The organism is Nocardia sp. NPDC059236, assembly GCF_042754085.1.
In the GTDB taxonomy this organism is placed as follows: Bacteria; Actinomycetota; Actinomycetes; order Mycobacteriales; family Mycobacteriaceae; genus Nocardia.
The window spans coordinates 66,422-82,434 of the sequence record NZ_JBHZAF010000023.1 but is presented as its reverse complement, the minus strand read 5'-3'; the positions used below and the strand labels follow the sequence as shown (position 1 = coordinate 82,434).

Here is a 16,013-nt window from a genome sequence, read left to right as displayed (position 1 = left end):
CGGTCTCGGCCCGTCTCGACTCGTATCAGCCCATCGAGGAGGAACGATGCTCGCAGATCCGGTATCGGCAGAGGACCTGAACATCTACGGCAAGGCCGAGCTGCCCTGGGACCGCGTCCAGAAGGCGATCGACGCATGGATCGGGCTGCCCGAGACCCCCCAATTCCTCGGCACCGTCAGCCCATCCGGCAAACCGAGCTCGGCAGGGATCGGCGGCATCGAAGCCGACGGCCACATCTACTTCACCAGCGGGCCCGACAGCAAGAAGTCACGCAACCTGACCACCAACCCGTTCTGCACACTGTCCATCCGATTCCCGGATGTCGACCTCGTACTGTCCGGAGCAGCGCACCGGATCATCGACCCTGCCGAACTCGATCGTGTCACCGCCGTGTACCGCGCCGGCGGTTGGCCCGCAGAACGATCCGGCGACGCGATCACCGCACCCTACAGCGCCCAGAGCGCCGGACCCGCCCCCTGGCACCTCTACCGCCTCACCATCCACACCGCAGTAGGCGTGGCCCTGACCGACCCCCACGGCGCCACCCGCTGGCACTTCGCCCACTGACCGCCATCGACAGTTGCGTCCGGCTCCTCCGGACCTGACCGCCCCGCACCCCCAAACCCGAAAGATAAAGAGCCAAAAGACAAAGATGCCTGGAGAAGGGAGGGGGGCGGGCTCACGTCCGCGCCTACACCTACCAGCCCCCTCACCTTTGAAGCCGCATGTGGGGTTACTGCAGGAGGTATTCCCTTGGATCACGGGGTTGGGGTCGCCACATGATGGCTTGCGCCCGTTGGGGACACTGCGGATCAGCAGTAGAGCCGGGGATCGACCTCCCGGCGGGCGGGCGGCAGTGTGGTGAGGACAGGGAGCCGGCCAGCGGGCTGGATTGGTCTCTGCTGCCCGGGATGGGGTCACCCGCCTCGTGGGCTCGTGCGTCGGCCACGAGCGGCGACCAGTTGTCAGGACTCCGAGCCCTTGGGCCGTGAAGATGTGGTTGGTCGACACACGCCGACGGCATCGAGCGCGTGCACCTGGTCCTGCATGAGCGCGATGAGTGGTGAGATGCCCACGTGCGGGCGCACCGACGCCGGAATCTGATAGCACAGCGATTTGCCGCCACAGGTGGCATGAGCACCAGGGCGTCGCCGCCGGCGATCACCTGGTCTTCGGTCGCGATCCCCCGACGGCGGTCGCCTGTAAAGCGGTGAAGGTGGCGGCGGCTGTCGGAGTGGTGGCCGTCGCAGGTACCGAATGCGATCGCGGTCCGGGTCGGCGATCACAGTAGTGGCCGAGGCGGTCATCCGGGATTCATGCGGCCCATGAACCCCACCTCTGGCAACTGGAATCGATGGCAGCGGCGACCCACTGCCCCACGTGATGCCTGTCGTTCACCCGAGGAATGCCGGTCGGGTCAAGCCTCTTCGGTGCAATCCACCCGGTACGCCCCCGATACGGGGAATCTTTGCCCACGACAACGGTTTTCCAACCGTCGGCACTGTCATTGACCAGCGCGTGGCAATGATCGCACACCAAGGTCAGATTGGTCAGATCCGTGGGTCCCCCCTTGGCCCAGTCGGTGATGTGGTGCACCGCGCACATCGACGCGGGCGCATCGCATCCCGGGCGGGTACAGCCCTTGTCGCGAGCGATAAGGGCCAGACGCTGCGCCGGGGTGGCCAAGCGCTCGCAACGACCCAGATACAGCGGCAGCCCGTCGGCATCGAGGACCGCCAGCACCGGGCGGGTGCCCTCGGCCATCTTCAACGCCTCGTCGATGCTCACGTGGCCGCCGGAAGCAGTGGTCGCGACCCCGGAACCACGCTCGAGATCAGCGACGGACATGGTCAGGATGGCCTGCACCGGCAAACCACGGTGCGAACCCAGCTTGGCCGCGTCGACACCGGGCTGCAACAACGCGAACAGCGCATCGTGGGAGCGCTGACCGGCATCACGACGGTCACGACGCGCAGCGGCCTCCAACACCATCGAATCGACGACCTTGACCGTGGCGGCGACGCTGTCGGCGTCGTCGATGTTGCACATACCCGGACGCGCGAGCTTGGCGAAGACGGCATCGAGCAGGGCCCGCAGTTCGGGGGTGATCCAGCCCTCGATCCAGCTCATCCCGTCCACCCCGGGGCGGCCCAGGATCAGGCCGCGGCGGCGACGGCGGTCGGTGTCGGAGACGACCTTGCCGTCGGGGTCGACACGGGCAAGGATGTCGCGACCGATCTTGGGCAGGTCATCGGGCCACCCGACCCGGGAGTGATCGACCAGGATGTCTTCGGCCTCGGCGCGGGTCTCGGCGGGAATGTCGGCGGGCAGGTGGTTCATCACGTCGATGATGTTGCGGACATGATCACGCGAGATATCGCCTGCCTCAAAGGCTTCGGCGGTCGAAGCCAACGCGGCCGGACGCAGGTGTCCGGTGGGTTCGAAGAATTCCCCGCACTGGCGGGCGACCTTCACTCGCACCGACGCGTCATACCTCGACAATCCCAATGTCTGCCGCAGGAACGGCATCACATCATTCACCCCACTCGATGTGGGCAGCGAACGGTTGCAGGCTTCGATGATCAGGCGTGAATCCAGCGCCGACAGTTGATGTTTGCAGGTTTCCAGGCGCTGCATCAACTCCACGACATCATCGTCGGAGAACGGGGTGAGGTCTCCGTTGAGGACGGAATTCGACAGGGTTTCGACGGCGGTCGCCAGGTCGGCGATGCCGCACGTGTCGAGTGTTTCCCCTTTCGAATCCATGTGCTAATTCTACCGCTATCGCGACCGCAATAGAAGTCGAATTCAGTTGTGATACAACAGTTTTCAGACATTGAACCATTTCGATTTTCAACCTCAGTAAGGTGCCAGGTATGGAGGAATCCGATGTCGCCCTTGCCATTCGAGCTGCGGAAGCTGCATCCGGAGTAATCCGTGATCAGTTCCGTGGCCCGGTCACCCGCTATGAAAAGGAGGATGATGACTTCGCTACCCAGGCTGATCTTGCCGCCGAGCGGACCATTCTCGATATCCTCCGGGCCGCTCGTCCCGGCGATCGTTTCCTCGCCGAGGAGTCCGGTACCACCGGGGACCGTTCGGACCGCACCTGGTTGATCGATCCGCTGTGCGGCACGCGGAATTTCGCTGCGGGAACACCGCTTGTCGCGGTGAATATCGCGCTGCGCGCCGGGGAAGCCGTTACAGCGGCCGCGGTGGCGGATCCCTTCTCCGGGGAGATCTTCTGGACCGACGGGACCGCTGCCGCCGTTCGCCGCGACGGCAACGACCACCCGCTGCTCCCTCAATCCGCGAGCCGCCTGGTCGAGATCGACGCCGACAACCCGTCGCCCTACATGGACTGGTTCTCCTCTGGCCGGCTCATGGCCGACGAGTCCTTCACTGCCGCCTTCTATCCCCGCGTTCTGTCCACCTCACTGGCCCTGGTCTGGGTGGCAGCGGGCCGTCGCGCCGCCTACCTCGTGGACCGCGATCTCCGCGACGACGTCCATTTCACCGCCGGCATCGCCGTGTGCCGGGCAGCCGGTTGCACGGTCACCGGCCTTACGGGGCAAGCCCTCCACACTCCACCCCACGGCCTGCTGGCCGCCGCCGACCCTGCCACCCACGGCCGGTTGCTCGACATCATCGCCGGGACCCGCTAGAGCGAGGCATGGTGCACGAGAGCGTCGGCGACCAGCGCCGCACCGGCCAGTAGCAGCAGGATGCGAACCGACCGGGGGCCGAAGCGTTTCAGCCCGCGGACCAATCCGCGATAGAAGCGCCGGGCCCGGGTCGATTCGAGGGTCGAGGTGACCAGAACCAGTAGCGGCGGCAGGAGCGCGATCAGGCAGTATCCGATGATGATCAACGGCCACATCGGCGGATGCGGATCCCGCGCCGAGATCATGGCCAGTGCCGCCAGGTACGGAACCGCGGTGGGCGCCTGCCCCAGTCCGATGGCGACGCCCACGAAACCCAGCAGCAAGGGCCTGCGCCGCGCCTCCAACGCCCACACGGGCACCGCCGCCCCACCCTGCTTGGACATGCGCAGGCTGCCGAGCGCCAGCAACACCAGGCCGACACCCAACTCGGCCCAGTAGCGAACCGTCGGGGTGATGTCGAAACTGACCAGGTCGGTGAGTAATCGAAGACCGAGCACGAAGGTGATGCCGAAAGCGGTTGTGACGGCGAACACTCCGGCGAGGAAGCTCAGCGCACCGGGCAAGGGCGAGCGACGGCTCAACCGACTGTCATAGACCACCGCGGTCGTGACGCCGACCAGCAGGACATCGAGCGAGTCCAGGAAGGCGAAGCCCGCGAGCGCCAGCAGAAAGATCACCATGACCCCACCGAACATACGGGGCATTCCCTGGCACCCCGTCACGAGCAGCCGGATGTCAGCGCCCTTTGCGACAACTCACCGCGCGCCGATCATGGCGTCGGATGCCCCCTCGGCCCGCCTCGAGAAGATCCGAGCGGAGCTCCTCGGCCTGGGCTGGTCATCGAGGACCGGGCGCTGGCGTAGGTCAGTTGCCGGGGACCGGCCCGTCGTCGAGGGGCGGACTGGCGGATTCGAGTTGTTCGGGCAGGAGCGGGGATACCGCGAAGACGGCGGCGGATGCGTCGGCGGGGAGTGCCTCGACGGCGCGAACTCCCGGGTGCGCGGCCAGCGTGCGGAGTTGCGCCGGCGTGCCGTGCAGAACGATGGCGACGACGCACGGGCAGTCGGCACCCAAGCGGCTCGCCACCAGGTTCTTCACCCGGGTGGAGCGGTCGTCGTAGGTGGGCGTCGACTCCATCTGGGCGGCAGCGGATTTCACCGACGCCACGGCCACGGCATCGCCCGCGGGGACACCGATCGAGATGATCGGCGTCGCCACCCGGTCGACGGCCACGTGATAGTCGATCTCCGAGATCCGCAGGCCGCCACTGAATTCCGGGATGCGGTCGGCGGTGACGCCCTCGGCGAACGACAGCAACGCCCAGTGCCCGTCGGAGTCGGTGCCCTGCAACGACTTCTGGGCCCGCTCCAGGTAGTGCGTCACCGGCTCACCGCTCTCCGGCCCCAGCCGGTCGGTGGAGATGATCGCCGACCGGGGCGGGATCGCCCACCCCAGCACCACGATCAGGATGGCGAAAAGCACCGCGGCCGCAGCGATCCCGGCGCGGCGCGGCGTCAGCGCATCCACTCGAGACCCCGGATCAGTGCGCGCGCAGGACGTCGAGGGCGTGTTCCAGATCGGCGGGGTACTCGCTGGTGATCTCGATCCAGCGGCCGTCGGCGGGATGGTTGAAGCCCAGCTGGCGGGCGTGCAGCCACTGCCGTTCCAGCCCCAGCCGCTCGGCCAGACGCGGGTCCGCGCCGTAGGTGAGGTCGCCGCAGCAGGGATGCCGCACCGCCGAGAAGTGCACGCGAATCTGGTGGGTGCGACCGGTTTCCAGGTGGATGTCGAGCAGGCTCGCCGACTGGAAGGCCTCGACGGTGTCGTAATGGGTGATCGACGGGCGGCCGTCCGCGGTGACCGCGAACTTCCAGTCGTTGCCACGCGCGCGACCGATGGGCGCGTCGATGGTGCCGCTGCTCGGATCCGGATGACCCTGTACCAGCGCGTGATACCGCTTCTCCACGGTCCGGTACTTGAACGCCCGCTTGAGCTGGGTGTAGGCGTGCTCGGACTGTGCGACCACCATCACACCCGAGGTGCCGACATCCAGCCGGTGCACGATGCCCTGCCGCTCATGGGCTCCCGAGGTCGAGATGCGGTAGCCCATGGCCGCCAGGCCGCCCACCACGGTGGGGCCGGTCCAGCCGACACCCGTGTGCGCCGCCACCCCAACGGGCTTGTCGACGGCCACGATGTCGTCATCGGCGTAGAGGATCTTCATCCCCTCCACCGGGGTCGCCTCCACCGTGAGTTCCCGCTTGGGCTCCGGGAATTCGACCTCCAGCCAGGCCCCGGCGGTCAGCCGGTCCGACTTGCCGGCCGAGATGCCGTCCAGCTGGACGCCGCCGTCCTCGGCCATCGAGGCCACCGCGGTGCGCGACAGCCCGAGCAGGCGCGACAGCCCGGCATCGACTCTCATACCGTCCAGCCCGTCGGGCACCGGCATGCTGCGGGTCTCCCTCATGCTGCCTTCCCCTCCGCGCTCGACGCCGCCTGCTGCCGATGCATGCGAGTGCCGTCGGGTTCGAACCCGAACACCGTCAGCGCCACCAGCAGAATGGCCCCGCACACGATCGACGAATCGGCCACATTGAACACCGGCCACCAGCCGACCGCCACGAAATCCACCACATGACCCTGCAGCGGGCCGGGCGCGCGGAACAGACGGTCGATGAGATTGCCGAGCGCGCCGCCCAGCACCATGCCCAGGCCGATGGCCCACGGCAGCGAGCGCAGGGTCCGGCCGATGCGTATGACACCGATCACCACGGCCGCGGCGACCAGGGTCAGCAGCCAGGTCATGCCGGTGGCCATGGAGAACGCGGCGCCCGGATTGCGGACCAGGGTCAGACGCACGCTGTCGCCGATGAGATAGATCGGCTTACCGGGCGTCATGGTCGCGACCACGATGGTCTTGGTCAGCAGATCCAGGCCCAGCAGCACCACCGCGATGAGCAAGAGCACCGGCAGTCGCAACGGCTGCGCGGGGGAAGTCCCGGCATCGGCCGCGGGGCTGATCTCCCCTGGCGATGTGTCTGGTTCCTCTGCGCCGGATTCGCGCGGCCGATCGGTACTCACCCTGACATCATTCCCTATTCATGCCGGGCGCCTCTGAACACCCCGAAACCACGGCCCCACAGGATCCCAGCTGTTTTTCAGGAACGCGCCGTAACCTGTTCGACGTGACGGTGTTGTCTTCCTCCCCCAGCTCGGCGAAAGCCACCGCACGCTGCTCCGGCACCCCGCGCCCGCCGCGGCGAGGCGCGGGCACGCGCACCACGCGCTCGGGGGTCCTGCTCCTGGTTCTCGCGGTGACTCTGACCGCCTTCGGCGTCGGCTGCAGCGATCGTACGGAGACCACGGCCGAGGCCGACGGCACCGAACCGGTGGGCATCAACAAAGAGGTCACCATGCCCATCGAGGCCGTGACCGCCACCGTCGTCGAGCCGGGCGCCGAGCCCCGCTCGCCGCTGCGCCGCACCCTCGAGGCGGGCGCCACCCAGCAGGTCACGCTGAGTACCGAACATCACATCGAGCAGCAGATCAATCAGCAGGCGCTGCGCGACATCTCCCCGCCCGCGATGACCATTCCGCTCACCGCGCAGTCCGGCACCGACGGGGTGGAGCTGACCGTCGGCAATGTCACCTCCCCCGACCCGACCCTGGCCAAGGCGCTGCTGCCCGCGGACGGTTCCCGCGTCGGCTTCGACGTCAGTGACCTGGGGGCGATCACCGCGCTCAAGCTGGCACCCAAGCCCGCCACCTCCGACTCCGCGCGGGCCGCGCTGGAGCAGGCGTTCTATCAGGCCGTGTACCAGTCCATCGCATTCCCGCCCGACGCCGTCGGCGTGGGCGCGGTGTGGACGGTGCGGCAACAGGTTTCCGGCAGCGTGCCGCTGGAGCAGGTGACCACCTGCACCCTCACCTCCCGGGACGGCAACCAGCTCACCATCGAACTGAATGTGGTGCAGACGCCGAAATCCACTGTGTGGCATCTGCCCAACGAGGCGGGCCAGCTGGAGATCGTCGACTACCTCATGCACGGCACCGGCACCATCGCGGTGGATCTCGGTCTGCCGCTACCGGTTTCCGGTTCGGTCGAGGTGGGCGGCAACCAGACCTACCGCGACCCGCGCAGCTCGGTGACGCTGCGGCAGACCCTGCGCACGGAGGTGCAGTGGGGCGCCTGACGCGGCTCGCGCTGCTGGCGGGGGCCCTGGCGCTGGCCGCCACCGCCTGCGGCAGCCACAAGGATTCCGCGCCCGCGCTGCCGAGTCTGGAGCCGGCCGTGCAACCGTCCGGAACACCCGGGGGCGCACCGGTTCTCGACCAGTTCACGCTGCGTTCGGAGCTGCTGGACGTGTCGGTGATGCCCGCGGGGTTCACCGCGCTCGACGATCCACCGCCCGGGAGTTCCGGCGGGGCGGGCGCCAAGACCGATCCAGCGCCGTGCGCGAATGTGCTGGCGGCCATGGCCGTTCAGGCTCCGGGGTCGGCGGCGCAGGCCGCGGCCCAGTTCGGCGGGCCGAATTTCGCCAGTGTGGATATCGATGCGGCGTCGTATGCGAATGGCGGAGCGGCGCAGGCTTTTTCCACCGTCCAGTCCATTCTGCCGGGCTGTACCCGGTACTCCGGTAAGGATGCCGACAATACGAAAGTCGAATTCCGGCTGGGCGGTTTGAATCAGCCGCAGGCCGGTGACGGCTCGACCGCATTCCAGGTGCGCACCACCAGCGACGGGCTCACGCTGTACACCGATGTGAGCATCACGATGGTCGGTTCGACGGTGGTGCAGATCGCCTACTCGGATGCGAAGGAACCCGATCCACAGCAGCTCAGTGCCATGACCGCAGCGCAGGTGCGCAAGCTGCAGGGGGCTGCGGGTCCGTAGTCACGGAACTTTCCCGCATATGCGGCAATTCGGGTGATCATTCGGAAATTCGAGTAATTCTTGTCGGCACCGGGGCATAAGCTCGACGCGTCCGGCAACAACCTCGAACGGAGGTTTTCGATGTCCGATGTCAAACCCATTCCCGAGGGCTACCCGACCGTCTGCCCCTCGCTCGCCTGCAATGGCGCCGCGCAGGCGATCGACTTCTACAAACGTGTTTTCGGCGCCGACGAACGTTTCCGCATGCCCGGGCCCGACGGCACGGTCGCGCACTGCGAAATGCAGTTCGGCACTTCGGTGATCATGCTCGGCGACCCGGCGCCGTCCATGGGGTTCCTGGATCCCAAGGCGGTCGGCGGCACGCCGGTCAATCTGTACGTCTATGTCGACGATGTCGACGCCGCCCACGCCGCGGCCCTGTCGGGCGGGGCGCAGGAGCTACAGCCGCCCGCCGACCAGTTCTACGGTGACCGCACCTCGGGCATCGAGGATCCGTGGGGTCACCGCTGGACCCTCGCCCTGCACGTCGAGGACGTCGAGCCGGAGGAGATGGCCAAGCGTATGGCCGACATGCAGGGCTGAGGCCCGGCATGCGGTCCGGTAGCACGGTCTGAAAACGCCGCCGCACCCGTTTCCGCGCGGAAACGGGTGCGGATCGCGGTCGCCGGCCGGGCGGCTATTGCCGCCCGGCCACGGTGATCACTGCCAGCCGGTCACATTGATCGGGCCGGGATTCCAGAGACCGCTGTGCGGGTCCGTGGTCACCACGGGCTTGGCGGTCTGTGCGGAACCGTCGATCCGCTCGAGCCGCTGCAGCTCACCCCAATCCATGCGCGGGTCGTGGTCGAGGTAGGTCGCCAGGGTGACCGGGCGCAGCAGCATCGAGCTCCAGCCCAGGGCACCGCCGCCGTCATGGCTCTGCCACAGCGTGGTCATGGCCGCGCCGCCGCGGTCGGGCATGATGCGGTAGTCGGGCACCTCGGCGATACCGTCGAGGTGATCGAACGGCCGCTGGCACGGGAACTGCAGGCCCACTTCCCAATCCAGCAGCACCGGCTTGTCCCGGCCGACGTAGTCCTCCAGCGTCACCGTCTGCGGGATGCGCGGCGGGGTGAGCGCCACCCACTGCTTGGGGTCGCTGTCACGATCCTCGGCGAGTACGCGAATCGCGGTGGCCTGGGCCGGAATATCGCTCAGCGGCACCCGCAGATTGCGCCACGTCGGCGCGGGGCCGATATCGATGGGCGTGACGCGGCCCTGCGGTTCGACCGAACCGTCAGCGCCCGGCACACCGTACTCGATCTCGACCGATTGGCCCGGCGTCACGATGCCGTCCTTGCTCACCGAGCGGATCCGCCCGGCGGCCGTCATCGCGATGATGCCGGAGCGATCCTGCTGCCCGGGCAGGGCGTACCAGCCGGTGGTCAGGGTGGAGACCGCCTCGGAGCTGTTGTAACTGCCCAGCACCGGGGTATCGGAGGCGAGCCCGAAAGGCAGTGGCGCGGTGGTTGTTCCGTCCACGGTAGTGCTGCCGCGGTTGCTGACCGCACTGGAGACGCTGCCGCCGGTATCGACGTCATCGTCGGGGCGTAGGTCGGTGGACACGCCCTTGGGCGAGAAGCCGACTGCGTCTGCGGTGAAGGTACTGAGCGCATCGCCGTTGAGCGGCTTCAGCATGCCCTGGTTCGGGTCCGTCTCGACCAGCACGTCGCGGGCCAGGCCGCACGGCTTGCCCAGCACCGCATCCACATTCGAGCGCGCCAGCGAGTAGGCGGGGTACTGCGCGACCGCGCCCTTGGCGAGCGAGCCCACCTCGAACAGCACCATGAACGCGGCCGCCACGGTCAGCGGCGGAATCGCCACGAAGCGCCAGCCCAGCTTCGAGATCCGGTGCGGGCCGGGCTGTTCCGGCGCGCGCACATGGAACCAGCCGGCCAGGGCGAGCAGCGCCACCGTGAGCGCCAGGAAGATCTTGTCGACCTCGATCCCGGCCAGCACCACCGACTTGTCGTGCCAGGGCACATTCCAGTTCGAGACGTACCACCAGCCGTTGATGCTGGAGAACGCGACCGCGAGAGCGAACGCGATCACCGCAGCGAACAGCGCACGATTACGCGGGGAGCGCATCACCCGCGGGCCGACCGCCACCGCGGTCAAAACCGCGATGACTCCGGCCAATCCGGCGTAGATGCCGTTGTGGTGGGTCCACTTGGTGGGGGTGAACATCATCAGCGCGATGACGCCCACACCGGTGCCGAGCACCCGGCGCACGGGGCCCGGCGCGGTGAACGGGATCCGGCCGCCCTTGCGCAGCAACACGAACGCGCACACCAGCAGGCCGATCCAGAACGCGAACATGCCGAAGCGCCGCGCCAGCGAACCATCGATGGTGGGCATGAAAAGGTATTGGTAGCGAATGTATTCGCCGTCCCAGTGCACATCCGGGCCGACCGCGGTGTGCACCCGGCTCATCTCGAACATCGACGACAGCGGCTGATCGCAGAACATGATCGCCAGCACCACCGCACCGGCCGCCGCCAGCGGGGCGGCGAGGGTGAGGTACGCGCCGAAGCGGGCCTTCAGGATCGTGAAGGCGCTCGCGCCGGGGGCGGTCGGCTTGCCGAGCACGGTCGCGTGCTTGTTGAGGATCCGCCAGGCCGGCCGGATACCGGCCAGCAGCGGCGCGAAACAGATGATGCCGGACGGGCCGACGGTGCAGGTGAACGCGCCGATCATGATGGCCACGCCGTAGGGCAGCAGCCGGCCCGTCGCGATCGCCCGCTCCACCGAGACCCAGGTGAGCAGGACACCCAGCGCCACCAGCGGTTCCGGGCGCAGGCCGTTGTTGTACGGCAGCCAGACGGCCAGGAAACCCAGCGCACCGGTCCACACCGCGACGCGGTCGCGGCGGATCCGCGCGCCCAGGCGGGGAATCACCTCGCGGCTGAGCACCAGCCAGATCACGATGCCGGCCAGCAGGGCGGGCAGGCGCATCCACACGCTGGCCGGGCTGACCTGCGCCATGTGGCCGATGAGGTCGTAATACGGAGTGCCGACCGGGGTTTCGGGGACACCGAAGTAGCCGAAGTAGTTGGCCATATACCCGGCGTGGATCGAGGCCCGGCCCATGCCGTACTGGTAGCCGTCGTCGGAGGTGGTCGCGCCGATGAAATGCCAGAGGATCAGGGTGCCCAGCACCACGGCGTCGACGGGCTTGAAGGTCCACCAGTGCTGCGGCAGGAAGCGGCGCGCGCGCCGGCCGTCGAGGCGGTCCAGGCGGAACAGCGCGAAGAGGGCGACGAGGGTGCCGAGGATGGCGGTCCAGATGGCGATCCGCTTGATCGTGCTCGGCGTCGAGGTGAAGCGGCTGTCCACCTGCGCGCTGACCTTGGCGCCGTCGGAGACGGTCAGGTCGCTGAAGATGCCGACCAGCTGCGGCCGGTAGTCACCGTTCAGGGTGACCGGGGCGGCCGTGGATCCGCTCAGGGTCGCGGTGGAGGAGGTGAAATCCGAGTGCACGGTGAGCGCGCAACCCGCGCCGAGCTGGTCGACGGGCACGCTCACCAGCGTCTTGTGATGCAGAATCGCTTCCAGTTTGCCCGGCGTGGTCACACCATCGGTGGTGGATGCCGCTGTGACCCGGGCCACGAAGCCGTACTTCTCGAGGTCCGGCGCACCATTGGGCGCGGTGGCGGCGAGCGTGCCGCCCTTCGAACCCAGCTGCGTCACAGCCGAACAGGGAATGGTGGCGTCGAAGTTCAACGGCGCGTAGGTCACCAGCGGAGCCTCGATGCTCTGCGCCGAATTCCCCTGCGGCCAAGTCAAAGTCGTGTGGTCCACCCGGACCGGCAGGAACGGCACCGCCAGCGCCGCCAGCACCGCGATCACACCGGCGATCAGAGCGGTCGGCCGCGCCCAGCCCCCTCGAATCCTTCTCTCGGGTTCAGCACCAGCACTCCCGGCGGCGTCCTGCCCCGCCTTCTCCAACACGTCGGTCACGACCGCCGATCCTAAGCGGAACTCATCTTCCCTCGCTCGCCCCTCTCCACGATCGACCCCGCAAACCCCCGGGACACCACCCCACCCGGTCGAATATCCATGCTCCCGCACCACTTGCTGTGCGCCACCTCACAATTCCGGGCCCGATCCAGACCGAGCTATCGCCCCGCCCGCAGTCCCGGCACGACCACCTCAGGATCCACACCGAGCCGCTGCCTGCCACCAGAACAGAGCTGAGGCCCCCGGACGGGCCGGAGCCGAGGCATAGCCCGCATCCGAGGCACAGTCCGGCCCCCGGAGCCGAGACACAGTTCGGCGCTCGGGGCCCAGGCCGAGGCCCAGGAGCGGGATTGTGACCTCGTGCTCGGCTCTCGGGCCTATTGACCAGGACCAGGGCCCGACCTATCACTGCGCTCCGACCCACTTCCTGGCCCCGGCCCTTGCTCATGACCTTGCCCTGCGCCATTGCCATGATCGGGGCCATCGCCTCGGCCAACATCGTGCCCTGGCCCATGGCCGGGATCATGTCCATGACCGCCGTTCCCGGCCTATGGCCATTTCGATGTCCTTGCCCCGGCTCATGACTGTGCCCTGGGCCACCATGACCGCAGCCCTTGCCATGGCCAGGGTCCTATCCGTGCCCTTGCCCCTGGCCGGGGTTGTGTCCATGACCGCTGTTCCCCGGCCGGTCGCCATGTCCAGGTCCGTGGCCATGCTCTTGTCCCGGCCCGTGGCCGTGTCCCGGCCCACGCGGCGGGTGCGGCGGGATCGGGTTCGGTGGGTGGGGATGCACTGGCTTCGGCTCGGGCCCGGGGCGCGGCGGCGGGGCCGGCTTCGGCGGTTGCTCGGGTTCCCACACGCTCTCGGGCGGAGGCGCGGGCGCGGTGTACTCCGGAATCGGCGGAATCGAGAAGTACCGCGGCGTATAAGGAATCAGCGACGTCGTATCCGGCACCTCGTCATCGTGAGGCGGTCGCGGCAACTCAACCGTCGGATGCTCACTTCCCGGAGGCAGCCGCCACGTCAACCGCGGATCCTGCCCCGGGGCACGAGCGCCCGACTCCGGCGTCGAACCCTCACCCTCCTCAGGCAAACGCCAAGTCAGCGTCGGATCCTGACCCCGCACAGGACCGCCCGACTCCGGAGCCGAGCCCTCACCCTCCACCGGCAAACGCCAAGTCAACCTGGGGTCCTCAACCGGCCTTTGCCGCTGCGGCTCCGGCGTCGAGCCTTCACCTTCCTCAGGCAACCTCCACGTCAGTCTCGGATCCTGTCCCGGCGCAGGATTGCTCGGCGCTGGGGCTGAACCGTCGCCTTCAGCAGGCAGACGCCACGCCAAGCGGGGATCCAGAGCGGGACGGGCTGGGGTGGCAGGGTTTTCGGCCTGGCCGGCTCGACGGTAGTCGTCGAGGTCGGCGCGTAGTTGCCTGCGGATGTCTCCCAGATCGCGCATGCGCTGCTGGATGCCTTCGCGCTCCTCGAAGTACTTGTCCGGCCGCAGGTTCGCCTCGTCGAGGCGGGCCTGCGCCTCCGACAGCTCGGCCGTGCGGCGCATGACCGTGTCCATACCGGCCCGGCCCATGCGCTCCGGGCTCATTCCTTCCGGATCGATGCCCAGCGAACGCAGCAGTGCGCGAGCCGAATCCAGCGCTTCGGCGGCCGTGCGCGGCCGCTCGGACTGCGGCTCCGGGCCTGCTTTCTCCCCAGACTCCGGCGTCGACTCCGGTCCACGACTGGATTGCGGGTGCGGCTCGGGCTCGCCGCCCGAGACCGGTTCCCGTTCGTGCGGGCGCGGTTCCGGCCCGCCCGTGCCGCCGGACTCGGGCCGGGTTTCCGTTGCGGACCCGCCCTTCGGCTCGATCCCGGATTCGTGCACGGCCACCGGTTCGGACCGGGCCGGGACCGGTGCGGAGCCGTCGCCACGGGCCGGCGCACCCGCGCGCGACTCGGCGGCAGGCCCGCCGGTTGCCGAGCGCGACGGGTTGGCGGGATCGGTGCCCGCCCGGGTTGCTGCACGCGAGTTGGGCTCGGGCGCAGCCGAGCCGCCAGGACGCGAATTAGACTCGGCCGCAGGTGAATTCCCGGTGTGCGGGCTGGACTCGCTGCTGGGCGTGGTCCCGCGAGCGCCGGACTCCGAGGCGGACGGGGTGCCGCCGCGCGAACCCGGCTCGGTGGCGGGCGAACTGGTTCCGCGCGTACCCGGGTCCGGAGCGGACGAGGGTTCGGTGCGGGTGCCGGGGTCGCCGAACAGATTGGTGAGGGGTCGGGGCGATTCCGTGGTGGAACTGGTTGCGGACGTATGGGTTTGCGGGCCGGGGTCGCCGGTGGACAGGCCCGCGGCCGTGGATTGGGGGTGCGGGGTCCCCGCGGGCGCGCCCGACGGATCGGGCGTGGCCGTCGGGTGGGAGGCCGCCGCCGGTTCCGGATGGGGGGCCGGGGCGCTGCCGTCGCCCCCGGTAGGCAGGTTCATGCGCGCGCCGGAGGGTGCCTCGAAGGAACCCGGGTGGACGCCGCCACCGGTGGGCAGGCGGAAGCCCTTGGTGCCGCCGGTCAGGACGCCATAGGAGGTGGCGCTGGTGAGCAGCCGGGGGTCCCAGGTCCACCCGTCCGTGGTGCCCTTGGTGATGAGGGTGGGGAGGCCGCCCACGCCCCACGAGGCGAAGGCTCCGGCGATGCCCGCGCCGGTGCCGACGAGAGCGCCGCGAATCGCATTGCCGAAGGGATTGCCCGCGAACGGAAGTCGGGTGGCGGCCTTGCCGAAGATCTCACCGGCGGGTCCGCCGGCCGCGCCCGCGGCAGCCGCCGTGAGGGCGGTCATGCCGACCCGTTCCCAATCCATGCCCTTGCGGTGGCCCTCGGCGATCTGGAGACCCTGGATGGCGACGTCCTGACCAGCGCCCAGAACGGTGCTGATGACGACATGTTTCGCGAGGAAGCGGGCCAGCGCGGCGACGCCCAGTTTCTCCGCGTAGCGGGCGATGGCGGAGACCGCGCGCTCGCCCAGCAGCCGCACGGCGGTGCGCGTGATCAGGGTGGCCGCGGCCTCCTCCGCGGGCGCGGTGGGCGGGAAGCACCACGCCAGTGCGATCTCCACGGCGAGCATGCCGAGAGAGGAGAGGATCATGATCTTCGTGTACTGGATCTCGGTGCCGAGGCCGTCGGCCGCCTCGGAAACCTGATCGAGGATGTCGGCCAGCGTCTGGAAGGACTGCGGGCCCGAATCGAGGTTGTTCAGGGCCGTGACCATGGCCTCGAGACCGTCGCCCCAGGGGTAGGCCGCGATGGTGGCCTTCTTGGCGGCCTCCAGTTCGGGTATCAGGTCACGCAATTGGCACGCGGCGGTGCTCCAGTCGGAGGCGATGTCCCACATCGCGTCTTCGTCGCCCTGCGGCCAGGCCGAACCGGCGACCCAGCCCAGCCACTGCAGTTCGCCCGGAATATCGATGGACAATGG

General features: G+C 68.7%; 12 protein-coding genes. 5 read left to right on the top strand and 7 right to left on the bottom strand.

The features are described from left to right. Window positions 1-46: 46 nt before the first annotated feature. Window positions 47-568 carry a pyridoxamine 5'-phosphate oxidase family protein gene (locus tag ACFXIV_RS39850; RefSeq protein ID WP_379401674.1) on the top strand — a complete coding sequence of 174 codons (522 nt, stop codon included), beginning with the start codon at window positions 47-49 and terminating at the stop codon, window positions 566-568. Between the two features lie 747 nt (window positions 569-1,315). Here the strand turns inward: ACFXIV_RS39850 and ACFXIV_RS39845 are convergent. Beyond that, the gene (locus ACFXIV_RS39845; protein ID WP_379401673.1) at window positions 1,316-2,767 is read right to left on the bottom strand and encodes a DUF222 domain-containing protein; all 1,452 of its coding nucleotides are present in this window, start codon (window positions 2,765-2,767) and stop codon (window positions 1,316-1,318) included. Window positions 2,768-2,877: 110 nt separating this feature from the next. On the opposite strand from ACFXIV_RS39845, the gene ACFXIV_RS39840 reads away from it, so the two are divergent. Continuing rightward, the gene (locus ACFXIV_RS39840) at window positions 2,878-3,666 is read left to right on the top strand and encodes an inositol monophosphatase family protein (protein WP_379401672.1); all 789 of its coding nucleotides are present in this window, start codon (window positions 2,878-2,880) and stop codon (window positions 3,664-3,666) included. Here ACFXIV_RS39840 and ACFXIV_RS39835 read toward each other — a convergent pair. From ACFXIV_RS39835 to lspA, 4 genes are all read right to left on the bottom strand, one after another. Beyond that, window positions 3,663-4,346: a GAP family protein gene (locus tag ACFXIV_RS39835; protein WP_379401734.1), complete on the bottom strand. Its 684-nt coding sequence runs from the start codon at window positions 4,344-4,346 to the stop codon at window positions 3,663-3,665. The two genes, ACFXIV_RS39840 and ACFXIV_RS39835, sit on opposite strands and share 4 nt — an antisense overlap. 184 nt (window positions 4,347-4,530) lie before the next feature. Next, window positions 4,531-5,193 carry a hypothetical protein gene (locus tag ACFXIV_RS39830; RefSeq protein ID WP_379401671.1) on the bottom strand — a complete coding sequence of 221 codons (663 nt, stop codon included), beginning with the start codon at window positions 5,191-5,193 and terminating at the stop codon, window positions 4,531-4,533. Between the two features lie 13 nt (window positions 5,194-5,206). Beyond that, entirely contained in the window at window positions 5,207-6,133 is a 927-nt protein-coding gene (locus ACFXIV_RS39825) for an RluA family pseudouridine synthase (RefSeq protein ID WP_379401670.1), read from the bottom strand. Next, on the bottom strand, window positions 6,130-6,747 hold the full coding sequence (gene lspA / locus ACFXIV_RS39820; RefSeq protein ID WP_379388877.1) for a signal peptidase II: 618 nt from the start codon (window positions 6,745-6,747) through the stop codon (window positions 6,130-6,132). Before lspA ends, ACFXIV_RS39825 begins: the two co-directional genes overlap by 4 nt. A 215-nt stretch (window positions 6,748-6,962) precedes the next feature. Between lspA and ACFXIV_RS39815 the strand changes: the two genes are divergently transcribed. The 3 genes from ACFXIV_RS39815 (at window position 6,963) to ACFXIV_RS39805 (ending at window position 9,142) form a co-directional block, all read left to right on the top strand. Next, entirely contained in the window at window positions 6,963-7,859 is an 897-nt protein-coding gene (locus tag ACFXIV_RS39815) for a hypothetical protein (RefSeq protein WP_379401733.1), read from the top strand. Next, on the top strand, window positions 7,847-8,560 hold the full coding sequence (locus ACFXIV_RS39810) for a hypothetical protein (protein WP_379401669.1): 714 nt from the start codon (window positions 7,847-7,849) through the stop codon (window positions 8,558-8,560). The genes ACFXIV_RS39815 and ACFXIV_RS39810 overlap by 13 nt, the downstream gene beginning before the upstream one ends. A 120-nt stretch (window positions 8,561-8,680) precedes the next feature. Then, entirely contained in the window at window positions 8,681-9,142 is a 462-nt protein-coding gene (locus ACFXIV_RS39805; protein ID WP_379401668.1) for a VOC family protein, read from the top strand. Between the two features lie 117 nt (window positions 9,143-9,259). On the opposite strand, the gene ACFXIV_RS39800 is transcribed toward ACFXIV_RS39805, so the two are convergent. Both ACFXIV_RS39800 and ACFXIV_RS39795 read right to left on the bottom strand, forming a co-directional pair. Further along, the gene (locus ACFXIV_RS39800) at window positions 9,260-12,559 is read right to left on the bottom strand and encodes an arabinosyltransferase domain-containing protein (protein WP_379401667.1); all 3,300 of its coding nucleotides are present in this window, start codon (window positions 12,557-12,559) and stop codon (window positions 9,260-9,262) included. Window positions 12,560-13,190: 631 nt separating this feature from the next. Continuing rightward, window positions 13,191-16,010, bottom strand: coding sequence for a hypothetical protein (locus ACFXIV_RS39795; protein WP_379401666.1), 2,820 nt, complete (start codon window positions 16,008-16,010; stop codon window positions 13,191-13,193). Window positions 16,011-16,013: the final 3 nt, after the last annotated feature.